23 protein-coding genes are annotated in these 24,110 nt (G+C 62.1%); 13 read left to right on the forward strand and 10 right to left on the reverse strand.

Going from position 1 to position 24,110, the window contains the following annotated elements; translation table 11 throughout:
• Nucleotides 1–104: 104 nt before the first annotated feature.
• Nucleotides 105–1,346, reverse strand: coding sequence for an ROK family transcriptional regulator (locus LB533_RS18460; RefSeq protein ID WP_181169503.1), 1,242 nt, complete (start codon nucleotides 1,344–1,346; stop codon nucleotides 105–107).
• A 110-nt stretch (nucleotides 1,347–1,456) separates the two neighbouring features.
• Between LB533_RS18460 and LB533_RS18465 the strand changes: the two genes are divergently transcribed.
• The 5 genes from LB533_RS18465 to LB533_RS18485 all read left to right on the forward strand — a co-directional run bounded on the left by LB533_RS18465 (nucleotide 1,457) and on the right by LB533_RS18485 (nucleotide 7,145).
• On the forward strand, nucleotides 1,457–2,506 hold the full coding sequence (locus tag LB533_RS18465; protein ID WP_140642983.1) for an N-acetylglucosamine-6-phosphate deacetylase: 1,050 nt from the start codon (nucleotides 1,457–1,459) through the stop codon (nucleotides 2,504–2,506).
• Nucleotides 2,503–3,696, forward strand: coding sequence for an ABC transporter substrate-binding protein (locus LB533_RS18470; RefSeq protein WP_140642982.1), 1,194 nt, complete (start codon nucleotides 2,503–2,505; stop codon nucleotides 3,694–3,696). The genes LB533_RS18465 and LB533_RS18470 overlap by 4 nt, the downstream gene beginning before the upstream one ends.
• A gap of 221 nt (nucleotides 3,697–3,917) precedes the next feature.
• Nucleotides 3,918–5,102 carry an ABC transporter substrate-binding protein gene (locus LB533_RS18475; protein ID WP_140642980.1) on the forward strand — a complete coding sequence of 395 codons (1,185 nt, stop codon included), beginning with the start codon at nucleotides 3,918–3,920 and terminating at the stop codon, nucleotides 5,100–5,102.
• Nucleotides 5,103–5,109: 7 nt separating this feature from the next.
• On the forward strand, nucleotides 5,110–6,132 hold the full coding sequence (locus LB533_RS18480) for a Gfo/Idh/MocA family protein (RefSeq protein WP_140642979.1): 1,023 nt from the start codon (nucleotides 5,110–5,112) through the stop codon (nucleotides 6,130–6,132).
• Entirely contained in the window at nucleotides 6,129–7,145 is a 1,017-nt protein-coding gene (locus tag LB533_RS18485) for a Gfo/Idh/MocA family protein (protein WP_140642977.1), read from the forward strand. The genes LB533_RS18480 and LB533_RS18485 overlap by 4 nt, the downstream gene beginning before the upstream one ends.
• Before the next feature lie 85 nt (nucleotides 7,146–7,230).
• Here LB533_RS18485 and LB533_RS18490 read toward each other — a convergent pair whose 3' ends face one another.
• The 6 genes from LB533_RS18490 to uxaC form a co-directional block, all read right to left on the reverse strand.
• Nucleotides 7,231–8,076, reverse strand: a complete 846-nt coding sequence (locus LB533_RS18490; protein WP_140513473.1) for an ABC transporter permease — start codon at nucleotides 8,074–8,076, stop codon at nucleotides 7,231–7,233.
• Nucleotide 8,077: 1 nt separating this feature from the next.
• Nucleotides 8,078–8,974 carry an ABC transporter permease gene (locus LB533_RS18495; RefSeq protein WP_140642976.1) on the reverse strand — a complete coding sequence of 299 codons (897 nt, stop codon included), beginning with the start codon at nucleotides 8,972–8,974 and terminating at the stop codon, nucleotides 8,078–8,080.
• 8 nt (nucleotides 8,975–8,982) lie between these two features.
• Nucleotides 8,983–10,050 (reverse strand): ABC transporter ATP-binding protein, encoded by a 1,068-nt coding sequence (locus LB533_RS18500; protein ID WP_140642974.1) that lies wholly within the window; start codon nucleotides 10,048–10,050, stop codon nucleotides 8,983–8,985.
• Between the two features lie 77 nt (nucleotides 10,051–10,127).
• Nucleotides 10,128–11,303, reverse strand: coding sequence for an extracellular solute-binding protein (locus tag LB533_RS18505; RefSeq protein ID WP_224677897.1), 1,176 nt, complete (start codon nucleotides 11,301–11,303; stop codon nucleotides 10,128–10,130).
• A 75-nt stretch (nucleotides 11,304–11,378) separates the two neighbouring features.
• Nucleotides 11,379–11,639 (reverse strand): hypothetical protein, encoded by a 261-nt coding sequence (locus tag LB533_RS18510; RefSeq protein WP_140642972.1) that lies wholly within the window; start codon nucleotides 11,637–11,639, stop codon nucleotides 11,379–11,381.
• Nucleotides 11,640–11,641: 2 nt separating this feature from the next.
• A complete protein-coding gene (gene uxaC, locus LB533_RS18515) occupies nucleotides 11,642–13,042 on the reverse strand; it encodes a glucuronate isomerase (protein ID WP_140642971.1) in 1,401 nt (466 codons plus the stop codon).
• Between the two features lie 227 nt (nucleotides 13,043–13,269).
• Between uxaC and LB533_RS18520 the strand changes: the two genes are divergently transcribed.
• The 8 genes from LB533_RS18520 (at nucleotide 13,270) to LB533_RS18555 (ending at nucleotide 21,859) form a co-directional block, all read left to right on the forward strand.
• Nucleotides 13,270–13,944, forward strand: coding sequence for a GntR family transcriptional regulator (locus LB533_RS18520; RefSeq protein WP_224557170.1), 675 nt, complete (start codon nucleotides 13,270–13,272; stop codon nucleotides 13,942–13,944).
• A gap of 35 nt (nucleotides 13,945–13,979) precedes the next feature.
• Complete coding sequence (gene uxuA, locus LB533_RS18525; protein WP_140642969.1) at nucleotides 13,980–15,164, forward strand: mannonate dehydratase; 1,185 nt, start codon at nucleotides 13,980–13,982, stop codon at nucleotides 15,162–15,164.
• 212 nt (nucleotides 15,165–15,376) lie between these two features.
• Complete coding sequence (locus tag LB533_RS18530) at nucleotides 15,377–16,429, forward strand: LacI family DNA-binding transcriptional regulator (RefSeq protein WP_140642968.1); 1,053 nt, start codon at nucleotides 15,377–15,379, stop codon at nucleotides 16,427–16,429.
• 2 nt (nucleotides 16,430–16,431) lie between these two features.
• Complete coding sequence (locus LB533_RS18535; RefSeq protein WP_140642966.1) at nucleotides 16,432–17,193, forward strand: glucosamine-6-phosphate deaminase; 762 nt, start codon at nucleotides 16,432–16,434, stop codon at nucleotides 17,191–17,193.
• A gap of 34 nt (nucleotides 17,194–17,227) precedes the next feature.
• A complete protein-coding gene (locus tag LB533_RS18540) occupies nucleotides 17,228–18,415 on the forward strand; it encodes an extracellular solute-binding protein (RefSeq protein ID WP_140642964.1) in 1,188 nt (395 codons plus the stop codon).
• Between the two features lie 454 nt (nucleotides 18,416–18,869).
• A complete protein-coding gene (locus LB533_RS18545) occupies nucleotides 18,870–19,955 on the forward strand; it encodes a type III polyketide synthase (protein WP_140642962.1) in 1,086 nt (361 codons plus the stop codon).
• The gene (locus tag LB533_RS18550) at nucleotides 19,956–20,678 is read left to right on the forward strand and encodes a class I SAM-dependent methyltransferase (protein WP_140642960.1); all 723 of its coding nucleotides are present in this window, start codon (nucleotides 19,956–19,958) and stop codon (nucleotides 20,676–20,678) included.
• The gene (locus LB533_RS18555) at nucleotides 20,675–21,859 is read left to right on the forward strand and encodes an NAD(P)/FAD-dependent oxidoreductase (RefSeq protein WP_224557128.1); all 1,185 of its coding nucleotides are present in this window, start codon (nucleotides 20,675–20,677) and stop codon (nucleotides 21,857–21,859) included. Before LB533_RS18550 ends, LB533_RS18555 begins: the two co-directional genes overlap by 4 nt.
• 111 nt (nucleotides 21,860–21,970) lie before the next feature.
• Here the strand turns inward: LB533_RS18555 and LB533_RS18560 are convergent, their stop codons facing one another.
• From LB533_RS18560 to LB533_RS18570, 3 genes are all read right to left on the reverse strand, one after another.
• On the reverse strand, nucleotides 21,971–22,276 hold the full coding sequence (locus tag LB533_RS18560; protein ID WP_140552796.1) for a hypothetical protein: 306 nt from the start codon (nucleotides 22,274–22,276) through the stop codon (nucleotides 21,971–21,973).
• 178 nt (nucleotides 22,277–22,454) lie between these two features.
• Nucleotides 22,455–22,955, reverse strand: a complete 501-nt coding sequence (locus tag LB533_RS18565) for a metallophosphoesterase family protein (protein WP_140642957.1) — start codon at nucleotides 22,953–22,955, stop codon at nucleotides 22,455–22,457.
• Nucleotides 22,956–23,034: 79 nt separating this feature from the next.
• The gene (locus LB533_RS18570) at nucleotides 23,035–23,364 is read right to left on the reverse strand and encodes a DUF768 domain-containing protein (RefSeq protein ID WP_140642955.1); all 330 of its coding nucleotides are present in this window, start codon (nucleotides 23,362–23,364) and stop codon (nucleotides 23,035–23,037) included.
• Nucleotides 23,365–24,110 lie beyond the last annotated feature (746 nt).

Below are 24,110 nucleotides of genomic sequence, written 5' to 3' on the forward strand. Positions count from 1 at the left end.
CCGAGCGGCGTCGCAGTATTCTCCACAGGACCCGAGAAATGTGGGTCATCGAGATTGCTCCCGGATCTCTGAACCCGCCGCGTGAATCATTCAGATGCCTGGCGTCAGGGCGTCGGCCTTTGCCGCTTTCCATTCCGCCGGCTCCGCCCTGCGCCATTCGGTTTCCCCTGCGGTGTGCCGAGCAGCACGCGAACGGCGATTTCATGAAGCGGTTGCGAGGCGCCCTTGACGACGTAGTCGAGGCTGGAGCGATCGGAGATCAGGGTCGGCAGGCGCAAGGTGCCGACCAGTCCTTCCGCTTCGAAGCGGGAGCGTAAAAGTTCGTAGAGTCCGGCATTGCAGGTAAACGGGCCGGTGATGAACACCTTCTCTGGGAAAAGCAGCCTGCAGGCATTACCTAGCGCACGCGCCACAAGATCGACGGCGACCCGAATTTCGGGAATATCCGTCAGCTCCATCGTCTCGATTTGGCTGGAGAGGAGTTCCTCCTCCCCCGAAGCCCACGGATATATCTCCCGTATGGCCGGCAACAGGGCTGACAGCGAAGCTGCTGTTTCGAGACAGCCCCGGTTGCCGCATCCGCAGGGGCGATCCTTGAGCACGTTGAAACGCCAATGGCCGATTTCGCCGAAGGGGCCGCTCTGGCGCATCGGCGCATCGTCGCTGCCGCGATAGGCCAGGCCGATGCCCCAACCCCAATGAAGAATGAAGGCGCCTTCCAGCCTTTCCATGCCCGGCACGGCGTATCGGGCGCTCAATTCGACATCCAGTTGGCGAAACAGGAACACGCGCGGCGTGATGCCGTCGAGCGCCTTGCCGACGTCGAAATCGCGAACGTTCGGCCATCGCGAGGTCAATATCCACGTCCGGGTCTTCACGTCCACAATGCCGGAAACGGCAACGGACGTTCCGACATGACGCATGCCAGACGGACAGTTGCCGAGCAGACCGGCGACAAGGTCGCACATCGTGGCGGTCATGCGGGCCGAATCGGCGTCGGACGGAACATGGGCGGTTTGCCGGGCGAGGACACTTCCGCGGAAATCGACAAGGACGCCAACCAGTTCCTGGCTGGAAACAAGAAGGACGGTCGCGCCCGCGCAACCGGGGTTCAAAACGATTTGCGCTGGTGGGCGGCCACGGCCGCTCACTTGGCCGACGCTTTGCTCGATGATGCCCATGCCGACGAGGTCGGCGATGGCGCGCGAGGTCGCCATCGAGGTCATGTCCAACTCGGCGGCAAGTGTGGCGCGGGATTTGCCGCCGCCTTGGTGCAGGCTGGCGATGATGCGTGCGCAGTCGCGTTGGCGGGCGTCCTCGAAATCCGCGGTGTGGAGCGTCAACATGCCCGGATTCTTTCCTTTCGCATTTTTGGATAACATTATTCAAAAATGGCTTGCAAGCGGTATCGGGCCGTGTACTCTCCCCGTAAGGAACCTTGGCGATCGGCCGCATCATGATTACTCCCGGTCTGGTCGACATGCAGGTCAATGGCTTTGCCGGCGTCGATTTCAACTCGGGGACCCTGACGGCGGCGGAACTCGACGAAGCGCTGGAGGCCCTTCTGGCGTGCGGCGTGACGGCGTGCCTGCCGACGATCATCACGGCAAGGCCGGACGAATTGTCGGCGCGGTTCAGCGCTCTCGACAAGGCTGTTTCCGAAAGCCGCCTCGGTCCCCTCATGTGCCCCGGCTATCATCTGGAAGGTCCGTTCCTCAATCCCGCCCCGGGTTATTCCGGATGCCATCCCGCCTCGGCGATGACCGCCGCGGATCCTGCTCTCATTGAGCGCCTGCAATCGCTGCTCAAGCGCCCGATCCTTCTGACGACGCTGGCACCCGAAGTGGAAGGTGGCATTGCTTTCATACGGGCCATGAACCGGCACAACATCCTTGTTTCGATTGGCCACTCGGCTTGCGGTTTTGAGCTCGTGGCGCAGGCCGCGGCGGCTGGCGCTGTCCTTTCCACCCATCTCGGCAACGGGCTGCCGCAAAGCTTGCCGAAATTGGACAATACCCTGTTTGCCCAACTGGCCGAAGACCGTCTCGCCGCGACCTTCATCGCCGACGGGATTCACGTTCCGCCAGGCGCGTTGAAATCGCTGGTCCGGGCAAAAGGGCTGGACCGGTCGATCCTGGTTACCGATGCCGTTTCGGCTGCCGGTGCGCCGCACGGGTCTTACGAATTTGCCGGAATGGGGATCGAGAGCCGCGCCGATGGCTCGGTCCGCGTTCCTGGCGGCATCGGGCTCGCCGGGTCGGCGCTGCGACTGGACGACGCCGTGCGCAACCTGGTGCGCTGGGGCATCGCCGGTTTCGCACAGGCTGTCGATATGGCTTCGGCAAATGTGATGGCGCTGCTGCAGCCGGTGCTGGACGCGCATGGCCTTCGCGTGCCCGCCAGCGAGATCGAGTGGGCGCCCGACATGACCATCAGCCGTGCGCGCGTCGGAGAAGAAGAACGCGGATACCGGCAAACGACAAAATGGGAAGGAAGACAGCCATGACTGCTCGTGAACTCAAGGTGAATCGCCGCACCATCCTTGGCGGCATTGGCGGTACATTCCTCGCCGGCACGACGCGGGCCTGGGCGCAATCACCCAAATTGCCGGCATCGCCGGTCGTCATCTCGGTGATGGACGTGGGCGGCGCGCTGGCGCTTTCGCAACCGGCCTTCGAAAACTACGCCAAGAAATATCCCGAGCGCACCGAACGGATCGTCTTCACCAAGGCGCCGGTGACCGAGCTGGCCGGAAAGCTGCGCGCGCAGCAGGAAGCCAACCGCGTCGATATCGACATGGTGCTGACGGGGTCCGACGGTCTGGCGGCAGGCCTAGCCAACGGCACATGGATCAAGATTCTGCCTGATTTCAACGACAAGTTCCCTAAGATCGAGGACAATTACGAACCCGCCGCACTGGCCCTGCACAAGAAGCAGGGCGCAGGATATGGCGTTGTCGTCAACTACTATCCTTCCGGCCCGCTGATCGAATACGCGCCTGAGCGGGTGAAGGAGGTTCCCGGCTCGGTAGAGGCGCTGCTAGCCTGGGCCAAGGCCAATCCGGGCCGCTTCATGTATGCGCGGCCCACCAATTCCGGCCCTGGCCGTACATTCATGATGGGTCTCCCCTACCTGCTCGGCGACAAGGATCCGCAGGATCCCGTCGACGGCTGGGAGAAGACCTGGGCGTATCTGGCAGAGATCGGCCAGTATATCGACTATTATCCCACGGGCACCGGCGTTACCATGAAGGAATTCGGGGAAGGCAGCCGCGACATCATCATTTCGACCACGGGATGGGATATCAATCCGCGCGCCCTCGGCATCGTGCCGGAATCGGCAAGGATCGGCACGCTCAAGGGCTTCCATTGGGTTTCGGACGCATTTTTCATGTGCGTTCCGAAAGGCATTTCCGACGACAAGCTCGCCGTGGTGCTCGATCTGATGGCATTTTTGCTTACTCCCGAAGCGCAGGCCTATTCCTACGATGAGGGTTATCTCTACCCCGGCCCGGCGGTGAAGAACGTGCCTGTCTCCATGGCGCCGCAGCACAGCCAGGACATCGTCAAACGTTTCGGCAGGGACGAGTATGCCAGCCTCATCGCCGATAACCCGGTCGAGCTGCCGCTGCCGCCGGAAAAGATGATCGCCGCCTTCCGAAAGTGGGACGAATTGGTCGGCGCAAAGAAATCCTGATGCTTCGCCAAAGGCCGGCCGCGTCGAGGGATTGGCGCTAGGATAGTACAGCATGCCAGGCACCGGCCTGACGCGGCCTGTCCGCGACGGGACCTCAGCGCAGCGGGGCGTCATTTGTGTTGCATTCGATACTAATAGACTAATATATCATTCGTCTGGGAGAACCGGGATGAAAGCGCGGAGATCCCGTTCTTTCAAAGGGATAAATGAGGAGGACGACGATGTTCACGATTTCACGCCGCCAGGCGCTTGCCGGATTGGCCGGGTTTGCAACGCTGCCCTTTGGCAGGTCATTCGCCGACGAGCTTGCCCTGCCCACTTCGCCGGTGGCGCTCAACATCATTGATGTCGCGGGCAATCTGCAGCTTACCCAGGCGGCAATCGAGAAATTCGGCAAGGAAAATCCGGGGCTCGTCTCCAAGATCACGTTCTCGCGCGCGCCGTCCCCCGAACTGCCGGCCAAGCTCGCCGCGCAGCAGGCGGCCAACCGGGTCGACATCGACCTGGTGCTGACGGGTCCGGGTGCCATGTCGGACGGCATCACCCAGGGCCTGTGGATCGACGTGTGGACGAAATACCCCACTGCGCTGCCCAAGGCTGAGGACGTCTATCTCGACAGCGCCTTGATGATGCAGAAGAACTTCGGCCAGAACGAAGGCGTCGCCGTCGTCTATTCGCCGTCGGGCCCACTCTTCGAATATGCGCCGGACAGGGTCAAGACCATCCCCAGGAACACCGACGAACTGCTGGCGTGGGTGAAGGCCAATCCCGGCAAATTCTGCTATGCGCGGCCGGTCAATTCGGGACCGGGCTGGACCTTCCTTATGGCCATGCCCTACATCCTCGGCGACAAGAACCCTTCCGATCCCATCAATGGCTGGGAGAAGACCTGGGCCTATCTGAAGGCACTGGATGAAGGCATCGATTACTATCCCTCCGGCACCACCGTGACGATGAAGGAACTGGCCGAGGGCACCCGCGACATGATCGTTTCCACCTTCGGCTGGGACATCAACCCGCGCGTGTTGGGCATCGTGCCGAAGGAGATCGAGACGTTTGCGCTGGAAGGCACGCATTGGGTGCCCGATACGCAGTTCATGTGTATTCCCAAGGGCGTCGCCGAGGAAAAGGTCGCGGTTCTGGTCAAGCTCATGGCCTTCATGCTCGAACCCGCGCAGCAGGCCTATACCTACGACAAGGGATATTTCTATCCCGGTCCGGCGGTCAAGGGCGTACCGCTCAGCGCCGCGCCGCAGGAAAGCCAGGACGCCGTTGCCGAGTTCGGCCGCCCACAATATGAAGAGCTGATCAGGAAGTTCCCGGTCGAAGCCCCGTTAAAGCCGGAAGCACTGGTCGCCGCCTTCGAGAAATGGGACCGCGAGGTCGGTGCCAACAAGATGAAGTAGCCGACCAATGCGATTTGCCGTGATCGGCATCGATCATCGTCACGTCTATGACCTGATCGGTGGACTTCTGGATGCCGGCGCCGAGTGCGCCGGCTATGATCCCGCGACGACCGATCCCAAGGTTGCCGCCGGCATCGCCGATCGTTTTCCACGGATCGCGCCGGTCGAACGACGGCGCCTGATCGAGGATCGCGCCATCGACCTCGTCGTTACCGCGGCTGTCCCCTTCGAGCGGGCCGCCATTGCCGTCGAGGCCATGCGGCATGGCAAGGACGTGCTTGCGGACAAGCCCGGCCTGACCACGTTCGGGCAGCTTGCCGCCGTGCGGCAGGCCGTGCGTGAGACGGGACGCATCTTTTCGATCTGCTTTTCGGAGCGCCTCCTGACCCGAGCCTCGACGCTGGCGACGCAACTGGCGATGGGCGGCGCCATCGGCGAAGTCATCCATGTGACGGGCCTGGGGCCGCACCGGCTCAACCGTGCGCTACGCCCGGCGTGGTTTTTCGATCCCGTGAATTACGGCGGCATCCTGGTCGATATCGCCTCGCACCAAATTGATCAGTTCCTGTTCTATACTGGCTGCGCCGACGCGAATGTCGTTTCAAGTGCGGTCGGCCATTTTGGCGCTCCTGATATTCCGGCATTCCAGGATTTCGGCGACATCCTCCTGCGGGGAGACAAAGCGAGCGGCTATATCCGCGTCGACTGGTTCACCGCCGATGGGCTGCCGACCTGGGGGGATGGACGGCTCATCCTGCTCGGCACCAAGGGCACGATCGAGCTTAGGAAATATGTCGACATAGCCGGCAAACCTGGCACGGACCACGTATTTCTCGTCGATGGCCAGGGCACGCGCCATTTCGATGCGTCGGGCGAAAAGATATCCTATTTCGAGCGCCTGCTTGCCGATGTGCGCGAGCGTACCGAAACGGCGATGACGCAGGAGCATGTCTTCACGGTCTGCCGGCTGGCGCTTGAGGCGCAAGCGGCGGCGGTCGTCGTGACGGGGCAGGAAAGGAACGCGCGATGAGCAGGCTACGTGTCGCCATGATCGGCTTGGGTCCGGCGGCGTTGCCGCATGCGAAGAGCCTCGTCGATCTTGCCGGCAGGATCGAGGTGAAATGGGCGGCCAGCCGCAGCCAGGCGACGGCAGAGGCCTTTGCCGACCAGTTTTCCTTTCCCGTGACGACCGATATCGCGGCCGCGATTGCCGATCCCGAGGTTCAGGCGGTGCTGGTGCTGACGCCGGCCAACGCACATCTGGCGGTGGCCGAACTGGCCCTTGCCGCCGGCAAGCACGTGCTGGTCGAAAAGCCACTCGAAACGACACTGGCGCGCGCCGAGAAGCTGGTCACGCTGGCCCGCGGGGCGGGCCTGCACCTCGGCGTCGTCCTGCAGCACCGTTTCCGGCCGGCCAGTCTGCGGCTGCGCCAAGTGCTGGCTGCCGGCGCCATCGGCACCGTCGAGGCGGCCAGCCTTCGGGTTCCGTGGTGGCGGCCGCAGGCCTACTACGACACCGGCGGCCGCGGCAGCTTCGCGCGGGACGGGGGCGGGGTGCTGTTGTCGCAGGCCATCCACGCCATCGACCTTTTCCGCTCTCTCCTGGGAGAGGTCGAGGTGGTGGCTTCGCAGGTGCGGACGACCGGCCTGCACCGGATGGAGGCTGAGGACTATGTCACCGCCCTGATGCGGCTCGGCAACGGCTCACCGGCCTCGCTGCTCGCCACGACGGCGGCCTATCCGGGCTCGCCTGAAACCATGGAGCTTGTCGGCTCGCTCGGCACGGCCGCGCTGACCGGCGGAGCGCTGAGCGTCGACTGGCTCGACGGGCGCGAAGAGCGCGTCGAGGCGGAGGGGAAGACAGGCAGCGGCGCAGCCATCATGGACTTCCCCCATGACGCGCATCGTGCGCTGATTGACGATTTCGCCGATGCGATTTCGCAAGACCGCGATCCGGTCGTGACGGGTGAGGAGGCGCTCCAGACACAGCGCCTGATCGCAGCCCTCATCCGTGCGGATCCGGCCAGCAACCAACCGGTATAAGAGCGCTTCCTTCGAACCTCGAACGCTCCAGGATTCCTGGAGAGTGGCTTTCCGCCGCCATCATGCGGCGGAAAGAAAGCCTGTTTCAGGCGGAGGCGGGCTGCTGCTTTGCCCGCGCGACAATCTGCGTCGGATTGACGAAGCGCAGTGCGATCAGCAGCCAGACCAGCGTCGTTATCATATACACCACCGCCATCGCATCGATCGACTGCACCGCGCGAACGCCCGAGGCGAAAACCGAATAGTACAGCGCCACGACGAGCGTCTGGCTGGTCGGCCCGGCCGTCAGGAAGGTCAGTTCGAACATGCCGATGGTCCGCACCAGCACCAGCAGCAGCGCCGCCAAGATGCCCGGCATCAGCATCGGCAGCAGAACATGGAGAAAGAGCTGGAACGTGTTGGCGCCGAAAACACGCGCGGCTGCCTCGATCTTGGGATCGATCTGCTCGATGAAGGGGATCATCACCAGAATGACGAAAGGAACCGTCGGCACGAGATTGGCCAGCACCACGCCCCAGAAGGTGCCACCGACCCCCGATTGGTAGAGCACGGTAGCTAGCGGAATGCCGAAGGTGATCGGCGGGACCAGAAGCGGCAGCAGGAACAGAAGCATGATCAGCTTCTTGCCGGGAAAATCGCGGCGCGCCAGCGCATAGGCTGCCGTCACGCCGAGCAGGCCTGAAAGCGCGACCACGGTAAAGGCGATCTGGAAGGTTACGATTAGGATATCGTGGAGCTGGAATTCCGCCCAGGCGGCGAAATACCAGCGGGTGGTAAAGCCGGCAGGAATCCATGTGCCCAGCCAGCGCGTGCCGAAGGACGACAGGATGACCGTGGCAATCATCGCCGCGAGGTTGAGTACGAAGAAACCCACCACCACCCAGATGGCGGTGATCCAGAGCTTGGCGGCGATGGTTGTGTCGCGGATCATGTCAGCCCTTTCCGCCTGCGGTGCTGCCGCGATAGAACAGGTTGCGCAGCATCAGGATGGCGACGACGATGACCAACTGCACACCGGCCATGATCATCGCGATTGCCGAGGCCATCGAGTAGTCATATTGCTCGAAGGCGGCCTGGTAGGCTGCAATCGAGATGACGCGGGTCGGCCCGGCCGGCGCACCGAGCAGAACCGCCGACGGAAAGACGGCGAAGGCCTGTACGAACGAAAGCAGGAAGGCGATGGCCAGGCCGGGGATCAGCAGCGGCAGGAACACATAGCGGAACCGCTGCCAGGAGCGCGCGCCGTGGGTCGCCGCTGCCTGTTCCAGTGCCGGATCGATGCCTGTCACATAGGAGAGCGTCAAAAGGAACGTGAACGGGAAACCGGTGATGATCAGCGACGCGAAAACACCCCAGTAATTGTTGGTGAGTTTCACGGGACTGCTGATGACGCCGAACAACATCAGCGTGCGGCTGAACCAGCCCTGCGGTCCCAGATAGTTGAGCAGGCCTTCCGCCACCAGCACCGTGCCGAGCGTTACCGGCAGCACGAGGATGGTGGTCAGCATACGCTGGTGCGTCATCAGGCGAACGCGAAAGGCGATGGGCAGCGCCAGCGCCAGGCTGATAACGGTGACCGGCACGGCCAGCCACAGCGTTGTGGCAATGGTGTTGTATAGGAACGGGTCGGAAAAGAAACGCTGGTAGTTGGCGAGGAGCCCCCCTTCCTTCGGCTGGAAGGACAGGAGCAGGCCGTAGACAAAGGGATAGACGAAGATCGCCAGCGTAAACAAGGCGGCCGGAAGCACCAGAAGGGTGACGCCGTCCATCCCGTGCAAGGCCAGCCGCTGGCGCAGGGAAGGAGAGGGCGTATGATCGAGCGTCGACATCGCCGTCCTCAGGCCGCGTAGATCAGGGCGTGGGCAGAATCGATCGAGAGCGAAACCGTGTTCCCGACCGACGCGGCCTGGCTGGCATGGAAGATCAGCTCGAGGCCGCCCTCGGTGCGTGCCGTGCCGACGAATTCCCGGCCGCGATACTCGATGGTTTCGACCTTCGCATCGAGCGTCCCGATGCCCTTGTCGCTCACGGTGACATCGTCCGGTCTGGCGGCGATCACGGCTTGCGCGCCAGCCGCGAGATCGTCGCGCAGCCTGCCCGAAAGGCTGACGCCGCCGACTTCGACCGTGGCAATGTCACCGTCGCGCCGCGTGACCTTGCCGGTTAGCCGGTTGCGGTAGCCCATGAATTCGGCGACGTCCAGATGGTCAGGGCTCTCATAGAGGTCCCGCGGAGCGCCGACCTGCCGGATTCGGCCATCGCGCAGCACGACTATGCGGTCGGCCAGCGACAAGGCCTCGTCCTGGTCATGGGTCACATAAAGGGTGGTGGCCCCGAGCTGGTTGTGGATGCGCCGGATTTCCGCACGCATCTCGATGCGCAATTTTGCGTCGAGGTTGGAGAGCGGCTCGTCCATCAGCACCAGCGGCGGCTCGATGACGATGGCGCGGGCGATGGCCACCCGCTGCTGCTGGCCGCCTGACAGTTGACCCGGCAGCTTGTGGCCCTGCGTTTCCAGCCGCACCAGCCCCAGCGCCTCGTCGACGCGCTGCGTGATCTCGGCCTTGGGCGTGCCGCGCATTTTCAGGCCGAAGCCGATATTGGCTTTGACGGTCATATGCGGGAACAGCGCATAGTTCTGGAAGACCATGCCGAAGCCGCGGTCTTCCGGCTTAAGCTGGTCGATGCGCTTGTCGTCGAGATAGATGCTGCCGCCCGTGGTGGAAAGCAGTCCGGCGATGCAGTTCAGTGCGGTCGACTTGCCGCAGCCCGAAGGTCCCAGCAGGGCGATGAATTCCCCCTTGCGCACGGTCAGCGAAACGTCACTCAGCGCGCTCATACTGCCGAATTTTCGACTCATATGATCGAGGCGGAGTTCGTCGAATTTCGACGAGGCGAGCAGCATCCGTTCGTAGCCCTATTGTTGTAGGCGAACCGGGCGGCATGCCCGGTTCATATTATGCGCTGAAACTCAAAGGTTTGTCATTTCGCGGCGGCGGCGACCTGTTCGTCCCAGATTCGGAATGCCGTTACCATCGAAGCGGGCTCCAGCGGCAGTTCGATCGGGTTGTTGGCGATCAGGTCGGCATATTCGGTGCGGCCGAATTCGGCGATCGCATTCTGGCTTTCCTGCGGCGCCATGTCGAGGGTGACATCCTTGACCGCCGGGCCCGGATAGAAATAGCCCTCGTCATAGGTATAGGCCTGCTGCTTAGGCGCCAGCAGGAATGCCATCATGTCCTTGAGCACGGCCAGTTTTTCGTCGCTGACCCCTTTCGGCACGCACATGTAATGGGCGTCGGCGACCCAATGGAAGCCTTTCAGCGCCCCAACCCTGGCTTCCTTCGGCACGACGCCGAGAACGCGCGGGTTTATGTCCCAGCCCGTCGTCGACACCGTCATGTCGCGCGTGCCTTCGCCGAGTTCCTTCATCAGCGCCCCGGTGCCGGTCGGATAATATTCGATGTGTTTGTGCAGTTCCTTGAGATAGGCCCAGGTCTTGTCCCAGCCCTTGACCGGATCCTTCGGATCGCTGTCGCCGAGCAGATAGGGGAGGCCCATCAGGAAGGTACGGCCGGGGCCGGAATTGGCCGGGCGCGCATAGAGGAACCGGTTCGGGTTCTCCTTGGCCCAGGCCAGAAGCTCCTCCGCCGTGGTCGGCACTGTCTTGACCTTGTCCGGCATGTATTCGAGCAGCGGCCCGGACGGGTAGTAGGTGACGACGACGCCGTGGTCCTTGGCCAGCGTCTGCATGCGCGCTGCCGGCTCCTGATAGATATCGGCCAGCTTCGGCAAGGCGCCCGAATCATCAGGAAGCAGCTTGACCCACAGGTCCATCTCCAGGCCTGCCGACAGCGCATCCGTTCCGGTAAGCACGAGATCGATATCGACACGGTTCGCCGCCTGCTGCGCCTTGATCTTGCCCGGAAGCTCCGGGGCGGGCGCCTTGGTGAAGACGATGTTCGAGATCAGTTCCGGCTTGGCCGTCTTGTAATTCTCGATCGCCTTCTGGGTTAGCGCCAGATTGCCGGCGACATCGACGATATTGATGGTGACGGGCGCGGTCGGCAGCTTGGCGGTCTGGGCAAGCGCGCGCGCAACCGGAAGCGCCGCCATGCCGGCTAGTCCGCCGACCGCCTGTCGCCGAGTGATCTTGATCATCTTCATCTCCTCCGCTGGGATCCTGTCTTGTCCGGGCAGGATCTCAATTTTGATATATTAATCTACCAGTCCTCAAAAACAACCGCTTTCTGCTCCGTGCATGAACCGCTGCACCCATCGTGGCACGGTGGCCGCGGTGCCGTCGTTCAAACGATCGATCAATACGGTTCCCGGCCTTGCGAAATGGAGCTCGGCCGGGAGATCGGTGCCGAAGACCTGCTTCAGCCACAGGAAGACGGGGGCCAGTTCGGCAGCCGAGCCGAGCTCTGCGGTCCGTGCGCCCGATCCCGGCCGGCAGGTCACCAGGGTCCGATTGGAAAGCCGCTGCGCCATGGTCAGAACCTATAGGCTTTCTTGGCGAGGCGGTAGGCGAGATCGTGCGCCACTTCCTGCGCCTCGTCCTCGTCGAGCCGGTGGTCAGCCACCAATTCCGCGAGAAAATTGCAGTCGACGCGGCGCGCCATGTCGTGCCGCGCGGGGATCGAACAGAAGGCACGGGTGTCGTCGTTGAAGCCCACCGTGTTATAGAAGCCGGCTGTCTCCGTGGTAAGCTTGCGAAACCGGTACATGCCTTCGGGGCTGTCGAAAAACCACCAGGGCGGGCCGAGGCGCAACGCCGGATAATGTCCGGCAAGCGGCGCAAGCTCGCGCCCATAGGCCGTCTCGTCCAGTGTGAACAGGATCAATGTCAGGCGCGTGTCGTTGCCGAACGCGTCGAGGAGCGGCTTGAGGTCGTGGACATAATCGGTGCTGGTGGGAATGTCTGCGCCCTTGTCGAAGCCGAACTCGGTGAAAATCTGCGGGTTGTGGTTGCGGAAAGAGCCGGGATGGATTTGCATGACCAGGCCGTCCTCGACGCTCATGCGCGCCATTTCGGTCAGCATTTGCGCGCGGAACAGGTCGGCATCCTCGGGCGAGACATCGGCCTTCAGCACTCGGTCGAACAGAGCCGTTGCTTCCGCCTTCGACAGGTCGGCGGTGCGGGCATTCGGATGGCCGTGGTCGGTGGATGTCGCGCCACGCTGCTTGAAATAGGCACGGCGGATGCGGTGCGCCTCAAGATAGCCGGGATAGCTGGCCGGCGTTCCGGCCAACGCCAGAAACCGCTCCACCTCGGCATGGAAACCCTTGCGCGAAGGGTCGACGACGGCGTCTGGCCGGTAGGCCGGCACAATCTGGCCGTTCCAGCCGGAAGCCTTGATCGCATCATGCGCGGCAAGCGCATCGGTGGCGGCGTCCGTCGTTGAGATGGCTTCGATGTTGAAACGCTTGTAGAGCGCGCGCGGGCGCATCTCCGGCCGTTCGAGCTGTTCGGCGATTCGATCATAAAGAAGGTCGGCATTCTTCGCGCCGAGCCGCTCTTCGATTCCGAAGACCGTTGCCAGCGAATGCTCGAACCAAAGCCGCGTCGGCGTGCCGCGGAAAAGGGCGTAGTTCTCGGCGAAGCGGCGCCAGATCTTGCGGGGATCGGTTTCGATCGGGCCCCCATCCAGCCGTGGGACGCCGAAATCTTCCATGCGCATTCCCTGGGAATAGAACATGCGCAAAATGTAGTGGTCGGGCTTGACGAACAGCGTGGCCGGATCCGGGAACGGCAGGTCATACGCATACCAATCCGGCTCGGTATGGCCGTGCGGGGAGATGATCGGCAAGGCACGCACGCCTTCATAGAGGCGCCTGGCGATGGAACGGACGGTAGGGTCAGGCGAAAAAAGCCTGTCGGGATGGAGCGGCATTGCAAAATCCTTGCGGTCGAGCCGCGAAGCGGCGTTCGGAAGGGAGGGGCGATTGAATGCGCGCAATCATAATTTGGGATGAAGCGGCGTTCCGATATTGGCGAACAGTAAGGAATAATATATTAATATGTCAACTGATTGAAGATCGGGGATTGAGAATGACATCAGCAAAGGCGCATGCGGGCATTGCGGGCTCCGACCGCGACGCCGTCCCCGTTCGAACGAAGATGCGTCGGCCGGGCATCGTGCGTACGACCGCTGCGTCCGCAGTATACCGCGAACTGCACGAGGCGATCGTATCCATGCAGCTTAAGCCCGGCAACGCCTTGAATGAAAAGGTCCTGACCGAGCGTTTCGGTGTCAGCCGCACGCCGGTTCGCGAGGCGTTGATTCGCCTGGTCGAAGACGGGCTGGTCAATATCTATCCCCAGTCGGGAACCTTCGTCGCGCCGATACCGATCTCGCTCATTCCCGAAGCCGTCGTCATCCGTAAGGCGCTGGAAGGCGCCACGGTCGAAAAGGCCGCGCAATGCGCAAACGGCGACGATGTGGGAAAGCTCGACGATATATTGGCGCGGCAGCGGTTCCTTGCCGAACGACAGGACATGAACGGCTTTCACGAGGCCGATGAGGCCTTTCACGAGGCGATTGCCCGAATAGCCAACTATTCCGGCATCTGGAACTATCTGAAGCCGGTCAAGGTGCAGATCGACCGGGCGCGACGCATGACGCTGCCGGCGCTCGGCCGCATGGACCATGTGATCGGCGAGCATACGGTTATCCGCAACGCCATAGCGGCGCATGACGTGGAGGCTGCCTGCAAGGCCATGCGTATCCATCTGGGCGCTGTCATTCCCGATGTCGAGCAACTGCGCGACGCCTACCCCGACTGGTTTATTTGAGCCGACCAGCCCTGAAATAGTTGGAGAAATGACGAATGCGCGAGGCATGGAGATGGTTTGGGCCGGATGCCGGGGTTCCGCTCGATGCGGTGCGTCAGGCCGGCGCCACCGATATCGTATCGGCGTTGCACGAAGTCCCGATCGGGCGTGCCTGGACGAAGGCGGAGGTGGCGACGCGCAAGGCGATGATCGAGGATACGCCGTCCGACCGATCTCCGCTTGTCTGGTCGGTTGTTGAAAGCATACCGGTCCCCGACGCTGTCAAGCGTCACGGCGGCGAGGCGAAAGCCGAGATCGAGGCCTGGATCGCCAGCATGGAAGCGGTTGCGGCCAACGGCATCCATATCATCTGTTTCAATTTCATGCCGCTGGTGGACTGGACCCGCACGGATCTCGACTACGAACTGCCAAGCGGCGCGACCGCGATGCGTTTCGATCAGGACCGGTTTGCAGCTTTCGACCTGCACATCCTGCAGCGCAGGGGAGCCGAGGCCGATTATTCGAACGAGGACCGGGAGCGGGCGAAAGCTGTCTTCGAGGCGATGAGCGAAGAGGAGGCCGCGACCCTCGTCGCCAACATCGCCAGCGCGCTGCCGGGTTCAACCACGGAGCCATTGACGGTCCCGCAATTTCGCGACCGGCTGGAGCGTTATGCGGGCATCGATGCCGCCCGGCTGCGCCACCATCTCACCGAATTCCTGGCGGCGATCGCGCCCGCTGCAGAGAGCAGCGGCGTCCGGCTTGCGCTGCATCCGGACGATCCGCCCCGCTCGCTCTTCGGTCTGCCGCGGGTGGCCTCGACCGCCGCCGACTACAACGCGCTCTTCGAGGCAGTTCCGTCGCCGGCCGTCGGCATGTGCTTTTGCACCGGAAGCCTTGGCGTGCGCGCCGACAACAATCTTCCGGCGATGGCGAAGCACTTCGCGCCGCGTATCCCCTTCGCGCATTTGCGGGCGACCAAGCGCGAAGGCGATGGCCGCACCTTCCATGAAGCGGCGCATCTGGACGGCGACGTGGACATGGTTGCGGTACTGCGCGAATTGTTGGCCGAAGACGGCAAACGGGAACCGCACGACACCATCGTCTTCCGCTCCGACCACGGCCACCGCATGCTGGACGATCTCACAAAGAAGGTGAATCCGGGCTATCCGGCGATAGGCCGCCTGCGCGGTTTGGCGGAACTGCGCGGCGTGATCCACGCGCTCCAGTCCAAGGGTTGACGGCGCGGCAATGCCCACCGTGATCGGCGCGGCCTTCGGTCCGCCTGCGCCGATCCTGTCCTATCCCTGACGTCGATCGGCATTAGGTCGGTTTCCGCCTGTGGAGGACTGCCTCGGGGGACACCCCGACTATCCGACCTGTTCTAGGTCAATCAATCCTTGACACGACTTCGTGCAAGCGCTTTCATGCAAGCGCTTGCATAGGGGCGCGCATGCCTGACCGAAGGCGGAACAATTCATCTTCAACACCGACGCTGAGCGAGGTGGCGGACGCCGCCAACGTCTCTTCGGCTACCGTTTCGCGTGCTTTCAGCCGGCCGGAACTTCTCAGTCGCGAGACGGTCGCGCGGGTTCACTCGGTCGCCGCGCGGCTCGGCTACGTTCCCAACCATGCCGCGCGCGCACTAAGCACCGGCCGGATGGGCAATATCGCGCTGATCGTGCCCGACATCACCAACCCGTTCTTCGCGGCGATGATGCGTGGGGGGCAGGCGACGGCCCGCGACTGTGGCTATGCGACGTTTATCGGCGATTCTGACGAGACGCCGGAAGTGGAAGACATTCTCCTGACCAAGCTGTCGGCGCAGGTAGAAGGTTTCATCATCGCCTCTTCGCGCCTGCACACGAAACAGATCCTTGAACATGCGCGGAAGCGGCCTTGCGTCCTCGTCAACCGCGACATTCCCGGCATGGTACGGCTTCTGGTCGACAGCGGGCCAAGCTATGGGCAAGCGCTGGAGCATCTGGTTTCGCTGGGCCATAGATCGATCGCCTATGTTGCCGGGCCGGCATTCTCCTGGTCGAACAGCCAGCGCTACGGCACCGTGACCAGGAGGGCCGCCGAGCTTGGGGTCGAGATCGTACGAGTTCCGACCTCGCGGCCAAGCTTCGAGGCCGGCCAGGCCTGCGTCGATGAACTCGTCCTGACGGGCGCGACCGCCGTACTCGCGTTCGACGATGTCATGGCGCAAGGCATCATGGCCGGGCTTGCCGCGCGCGGCCTGTCGGTGCCGGGCGACTACAGCGTGATCGGCTGCGACGGCATACTGGCGCCAACCCTTTTCCCGCCCCTGACGTCCATCGCAACCCATTGCGCGGAGGCCGGCAGGCAGGCGGTCGAGCTTCTCGTCGCTATGCTGCAAGGCAAGCCGCTCGCTCACAAGCGCATCAATCTCGTCACCGAATTCGTCATCAGGGCGACAACCCAGGCCCCGTGCTCGCAGCGAGCCACGGCGGGGCTCGATCGACTTACAACCACGGAGTGATCATGCGAATTTACGTGAAACCGGACAAAAAGCTGCTGGGCGCCGCTGCCGCTGAACTGGGGGCGCAGTCGATCCGCGCCGCGATCGAGGCGCGCGGCGCGGCCAATATCGTCGTCGCCACCGGCGCCAGCCAGTTCGAGGTACTTGCCGCGCTGGTGAAGCGGGATGACATCGACTGGTCGCGCGTCACCGGCTTTCACCTCGATGAATATGTCGCCATGCCGGATACGCATCCGGCCAGTTTTCGGCGCTATCTCAAGGAGCGCTTCACCGCACTGCTGCCGTCGCTCGGGGCCTTTCATTTCATCGACGGGGACGTGCCGGATCCAGGTGCCGAGGTGGCGCGCATCAATGCGTTGATTGCCCGCCACCCCATCGATGTGACCTTCGCGGGCATCGGCGAAAACGGCCACCTCGCCTTCAACGATCCGCCCGCGGACTTCGAGACGACCGCGCCTTTCCACCTGGTAACGCTGGATGACCGCTGCCGCCGCCAGCAGTTCGGCGAAGGCTGGTTTCCGACGCTGGAAGACGTTCCGCACAGGGCGATCTCCATGACCGTCAACCAAATCATGAAAAGCGGTCTGATCGTGCTGGCGGTGCCGGACCGCCGCAAGGCCGAGGCGGTGCGCGATACGGTCGAAGCGCCGATCTCGCCGATGGTGCCGGCCGGTATCTTGCGCAGGCATGCCGACTGCCACCTGTTTCTCGATCCGCAATCGACTGCTTTGCTTCGCGAAGTGCCGGACACCGTGGGCGAATAATCGTCCACGCAACCTAGAAAGGGAGGAGACACCAATGACAACCCGACGCAATGCCCTTCTAACGATCCTGGGTGCTGGCGTTGCCGCGACGGCAAGGCCGGTTTTCGCGCTTGCCAAGGAGTTCCCGAAGCCGAAGGAACCGCTGGTCATCAATGTGGTCGACGTTGCCGGCGACCTGCAGCTCAGCCAGCGAGCGCTTGAAAAGTTCGCCGAGACCCATCCGGAACTGATTTCGAAGTTCGTTTATACGCAGGCCCCCGCGCCCGAACTTGCCGCCAAGCTCAAGGCCCAGCAGGCGGCAGGCCGGTTGGACATCGATTTCGTGCTCACCGGTAACGACGCCCTTGCAGCGGGCATCGACCAGGGATTGTGGACCCAGATCCTGCCCGACTACGCCGATATGTTTCCCAAGCTCGACGAGCGCTACCTGCCGGGCGCCTATGCCATGCAGCAGATGGCGAAGGGCCAGGCCTTCGTCGATAGCTGGTATCCGTCAGGCCCGCTCCTGGAATATGCGCCGGATCGGGTCAAGGACCTTCCTGGGACCGCTGAAGAGTTGCTTGCCTGGTGCAAGGCGCATCCGGGAAAGTTCATGTATGCGCGACCGGCGAATTCCGGCCCCGGCCGAACCTTCGTCATGGGCCTTCCCTACCTGCTCGGCGATAAGGATCCGCTGGATCCTATCGACGGCTGGGAGAAGACCTGGGCCTATCTCAAGGAACTGAACGACTGCATCGACTATTATCCCTCCGGCACGACCGTCACCATGAAGGAACTGGGTGACGGCACGCGCGACATCATCGCCACGACCACCGGATGGGACATCAATCCGCGCTATCTCGGCATCGTTCCCGAAGACTACAAGATTGCGACCCTGAAGGGCTTCCACTGGGTCAGCGACGCCAACTATGTGGCTATCCCAAAGGGCGTTTCCGACGAAAAGCTCGGCGTTCTCCTGCAACTGATCGCCTTCATTCTTGAGCCCGAGCAGCAGGCATTCATGTACGATCACGGCTACATGTACCCCGGCCCGTCGATCAGGGACGTGCCGATAGAGATGGCGCCGCAGGACAGCCAGGACACGATCAAGCGCTTCGGCCGGCCCGAATATGCCGCGATGATCGCCGACAACCCGATCGAACCGCCGCTCGACGCCAAACCGCTGGTTGCCATGTTCGAGAAGTGGGACAAGGAGATCGGCGGGGCCAAAAACGCCAAATAGGGCATCTCCGCGCACGGCCATTCGACAGCGGTTTGTCCCCGCTGGCATGATAGCTAGGCCGCCTTGACAATACCCCTGGTGGTCCGGGGAAGCCGCCGGTCCGACCGAGATCGCGGTCGACTGGCCAAGGCCTTGGCCGGTCGAGGGATGGATGACTCGTCTCGCTACATGGCGGCTGCGATGCCATCCATCCTGACGCGAATGCGGCAACCGTTGCGGTACGGTGCCCAAGTTCGACGCTCGCCCGCCTGCGCTGCCGACAGCGGGGATGCCTCCAACTGCGCTTGGTGCCGCCATGGGCCGGCTCCTTGGAAATCGTCGAGGACGAGGGAAGCTTTCATCTGTCCCGGACGTTTATGACAGTGTTTACCATCTCTCAGGAGCTGGTCCCGACCCGGTCGGGTTCCTAGTCACGCCCGCGGTACACCAGCCTAAAGATGTAGGCCGAAGAAAAATGCCCGCTCAAGCCTTCATCAATCGGATTGCGGCAGCCGTTCCGCAGAATGGCGTTCACCGCTTCTTTCTTCAATTTGCCGGTTCCCAGCTGACGGCAGATCCCCGTCGCCGGGCGATCTTTGATCGCATGGCGGACCGATGCGGAATAGAGCATCGTTATTCGTGCTTTGCGCCCGCCGATGATCCTGAAGGTCCAAGTGTCGATCTGGAGGGTGTTTTCAAACGCGGCGCGTTTCCAGGCACGGCAAAGCGCATGGAAATGTTCGCGGCCACAGCGCCCGCTCTGGCTGAACAGGCCGTGGAGAAGCTCCTTCATGGTCAGGACAGGAGCCGTATCACGCATTTGATCGTTACCACCTGCACGGGGTTTTCCGCCCCCGGCCTGGATCTGGAAATAATTGCCCGGTGCAACCTGCCGACCACCATCGAGCGCACAATCATAGGCTTCATGGGTTGCTATGCAGCGATTAACGCACTCAAGCAGGCACGACACATCATCCGGTCGGAACCCGAGGCCCGGGTTCTGGTGGTCAGCATCGAACTCTGTACGCTCCACCTCAAGGAGACCTCCGACCTCGAAAAGCTGCTCTCGTTCTGCCTGTGGGGCGATGGCTGCTCGGCTGCGTCGGTAAGCGCCAGCCCTTTTGGCATCGGATTGGATAGTTTTCACGCGCTCGTCGATGCCGGCAGCCGCGACCTCATGACCTGGAACATACATGACGATGGTTTCGACATGGTGTTGTCGGGAGAGGTTCCCGCCGCAATCCACCATGCACTCGGCACAGACATCGGCAGCATTCTGGGAAACAGGAGCGTCGCAGACGTCGACCTTTGGGCCGTCCACCCGGGCGGGCGCTCCGTTCTCGACGCTGTGGAGCGCGCGCTAAATCTCCATTCCGATGCGTTGTCGGCCTCCCGGGAGGTCCTTCGCGAAAACGGAAACATGTCCTCTGCTACCGTCATGTTCGTGCTCGAGCGAATGCTGCGCGAGGCCACAAAGGAAGACCGTGTGGGTTGTGCCATGGCATTCGGACCCGGCCTGACGACCGAGACGATGATGTTCCACACAGCCGGCGATACCTAAATGGCCAATGATCTCGACCATCGTCGGATCGAGCGGGAACTGCTCGACAATTTGCCCCCCGACGATCCCAGAGCAGTCGGTTCGCGGCGTGATCTTGCTTGGATAAACGCACTAATGTTTCAGAGCGCGATCATGGCCAGCCTGTTGAAGGCGAACGTGCGCAAAAGCCCGACCAGATTTTTGGAAATTGGTTCCGGCGATGGAGCATTCATGCTCTCCGTCGCAAAGCGCCTCGCCCGGCGCTGGACAGATGTCGACCTTGTCATGCTTGACCAGTTCAACCTCATTTCGGACAAGCGGTTCGCTGATTTCTCCGCACTTGGTTGGCGTATCGAAACCGTCACCGATGATGTCTTCGAATGGATCGAAAGACCCCGCGCCGGGACCTTCGATGTGGTATCGGCCAACTTGTTTCTGCACCATTTTTCGGACGCAGCCCTGAAACGCCTTTTTTTGGCGCTTCGCCCTCTGGCGCCAGTGTTTCTCGCCACCGAGCCGAGCCGAAACGCCATTGCCTTAAGAGCCTGTTCGCTTCTGCATGTCATCGGCGCGAACGAGGTGACTTTGCACGATGCGCCGGCAAGCGTCCGCGCCGGTTTTGCGGGGCATGAGCTTTCCAGCCTATGGTCTCCGGATTTCAGGCGCCAGTGTGCAGAACGCAGAATTGGACCGTTTACGCACGCCTTCCTTGCCGTCGACCGCGCTTCGGAAGGTTTGCCATGATGTACGACGCCATCGTCATAGGCGCCGGGCCAAGTGGTTCTTCGGTGGCCTTGGCTTTGAGCGGCCAGGGGCGCGCCGTTGCCATCGTCGAACGAAGTGAATTCCCGCGCCGCAAAGTTTGCGGGGAATTCATGTCTGCGGTCAATCTGGATCTGTTGGACAAATTGGGTGGGGGCGCCGTGGTTCGCGCCAAAGCTGGTCCTGAGGTCAAGCGAGTTGCACTTTTTGCATCGGGTCCCAGCACGGATGCGGGCATGCCGCGGGCCGCGGGAGATGCATTTGGACGCGCGCTCGGGCGCGACGTTCTGGATGGCATACTTTTGGATGCGGCTCGCGATGCCGGAGCCGACGTGTTTCAGCCTTGGCGGGCGGCGGAGATCACCACCGATGGTGACAACGCCATGGTTCGGATCGAAAGCAAGCACGTTCAGGGAGTTCTCGTTGCGCCGGTCGTGATCGCCGCGCATGGCTCGTGGGAGCAAGGAAGGCTTCCGACGAATCTGCCGAAAACCAACGCGCCGCACGATCTTTTCGGATTCAAGGCTCATTTCACCGGCGCTGAGCTCGACCGCGACCTCATGCCCCTGCTGGCATTTCCAGGCGGCTATGGCGGCATGGTCTGGGCCGACCGGAACAGGATGTCGCTGTCGTGCTGCATACGCCGCGACGTCTTGATCAGGCTGCGCGAAAAAGGCAACGCCTCGTCGGCAGCCCAAGCTGTTCATGCGCATATCCTTGCTTCGTGTCCCCGTGTCGCCTCCATGATCGTGAATGCCACGCTCCATGGCGAATGGCTCGCCGCAGGTCCCATGCGGCCTGGCATACGCCCACGTTTTGCCGACGACATATTTCGGGTGGGCAACCTCGCCGGTGAGTCCCATCCCATCATCGCTGAAGGCATCTCGATGGCGTTGCAGTCAGGCTGGTTGTTGGCCAATGAACTGGCCAGGTTCGACCGTTGGGACCGGGCGGCGAGGATTGCTGTTGGACGCCGCTATTCGAAGGCCTGGAACCGACAATTTGCAACCCGCATTCGCGTGGCTGCCTTGTTGGCACGCCTTGCCTCCCATCCCATGTCCGCTGCCGCGGTGAACACGTTCGTGAGCGGGTTCCCGAACAGCCTGACGCTGGGGGCCAGATTGACCGGCAAAACGAAACTGCTGCCGATCGCGTGCGACTGAGAGGCTCAAGGCTTGGTAGTAGCGGTCACGCACTGAGTCTTTCGATAGGCCCAGCCTTACGATTCTCAGGCCCGGTCATCGCCGGGCCTGAGCTGAATTCTGCTGGCGGAACTATTTGTTGCAATTCTGGGACGGCGAGGTGGCAGTGCCGCTGGCGGTATTGGTGTCGACGTCATTGCCCGCAGTGTCCTTGCAACGGTCATTCATGCCGTTGGGCGTTGTCGTGGTCGAGTTCGTCGCATTCGGATCAGTTGTGACGGTACCCGTGGTGTTGCCGGAGCCATTGACGCTCGTGCCGCTGTTGTTCATGCCGCCACCTGCGGTACCGCCGGCATTGCCCGAGCCGCTCGTTTGGGCCAGGGCGGATGTGGCGAGCGCTAAGGACAGCGCGGATGCGACGAAGATCGTTTTCATCATAAGTGTCTCCATTGGTTAAATCGCTTGTTGCGATCACTTTCCCAACGGTGCGCCCTCCTTGTTGTTCCTGTAACGAAAAATCGTGATCGATCTTCATTCTTGTCCGACTTTGATGCTGAGCGAAGCACATCAAGAACTGTATAAATGACGACTGCCGGTCCGTGGCGCCGGGCCACACTCAGCCTGATCGACGGTTATGCTTGCTGAGCAGGATCGGCAGGGAAACCGGCCGGAAATTCCACACGTCAACGCCGACATCACGCTGGCGAGTAAGCGGCTTCAGCTTGCCATGCGAATGCCCGTGCAAATTCACCGATTGCTTGCCCATCTGATTCCAGGTCCGAAACGGATAATGGCACAGGATGAGGAGGGTGCCGTCCACCACCAGTTCCGCATAGTGCTGGATGCTGGCCCAGCCAGATGCGAGCGTTGCATCGCTTGCGTCATTATTGCCGATGATCAGGTGCTTGCGCCCGTTGAGTTGCGACAGGATGTTTTCGATGCCGGCCCTCGGGCGGGCAAAATCACCCAGATGCCAGATCTCGTCGTCCGAGCCGACGGTCTCGTTCCAGAGGCTCATCAGCGCCGCGTCATGCGTTGCCAGCGAGCTGAACGGCCGCCGGTCGATTCGCAGGATGCGTGGATCGTTGAAATGAGTGTCGCTCGTGAAGAAGATCATCCTGTGCGGGGCTTCCCTCGCTGATCGACCCAGCCCGATACGCCAGACTAACGATCCGGTATTCGGCTGTAGGCGCTCGTCAGCTCTCTTCCTTACGGCCGTCACCAGCGGCAGACGCTGAGTGTTCAGGCTCCGCAGCCTCAAGACCTTCGATGATTGGCGTGAGCGAGCCATCTTCTTCCGGCACTGGCTGCCGGCCGTTGGTTGCGCTCGTCTTGTCGAGGGCCTGCTGGATGGCGTCCTCTATGTTGCCGATATCTTCTTCGCGAACCTCGCGCCCATATCCTGCGGCGTCCGCATCCTGCTCGAATTGCTGGGCCAACACGGCGACGCTGACTTGCGTGTCGGTGGCCAGGTTTCCGACATTCTCCTGCAGCCAGGTTCGAAAGAACTCGATCGTCGCGCTCATATTGCCTCCTGAAGCGGACAACTGCTGCTGAGAGCGGTTGTTCCATGTTCCTGGCCACACTTTGCGGACTCTTGTGACGCTGACCTTGGGTGACAGGGATCTGATGAAAACGCTGGTTGAGCATGGCCGTTGCCGCCACGGCCCCTGCCATCGGTGCCGCGGCCCTTGCCGTCGGCAGCACACGGTATCCGAACGGAGTAGCCCCAAACTGCCAGCTTACAATTTGCAGTCATAGGTTACAGACTTCCCGTGTTCTATAAAGGGAGGTGGGAAGTACCTGGGCCTAACAATACTCTAATGCGTGGTTGACGGTTCGCCTTCGAATCGCGAAATGCCCAGGTGGTTCACAACTCCCAAAACAACGGGAGGTGTCAGCCAAACAGGATGAAAATCGGGTTTCGGACCCTAGTCCCCTCGGTCCGATTCACCGCTTCAAGGGCAACGTTAACACAGCTCAAAGCCGCACAGGAAAAATGCAGTCCGGCAAGTCTCGGCCTCACATCGGGAAACCAGAGCCAGGCACCGACTTCCGCGCAGCACGACGTGTCCTCTCCGGCGATTGAGGAAAAATTGCGAGGTGATTGTCGCGTCTGTCGCCTGTCTTGACGCAGTCCCCCCGTTCATGGACAGAAGCGCTCCCGCAACTGCACCGCGCACAGTCGGCAGTGCCTGGCACACGCCGACCACCTCTCCTAGCTGGCCAGGGCGCGATATCGCGCGGCTTGGCCAGCTAGCTTCCCGCAACG

The organism is Mesorhizobium sp. BR1-1-13, from assembly GCF_020165515.1.
GTDB lineage: Bacteria > Pseudomonadota > Alphaproteobacteria > Rhizobiales > Rhizobiaceae > Mesorhizobium.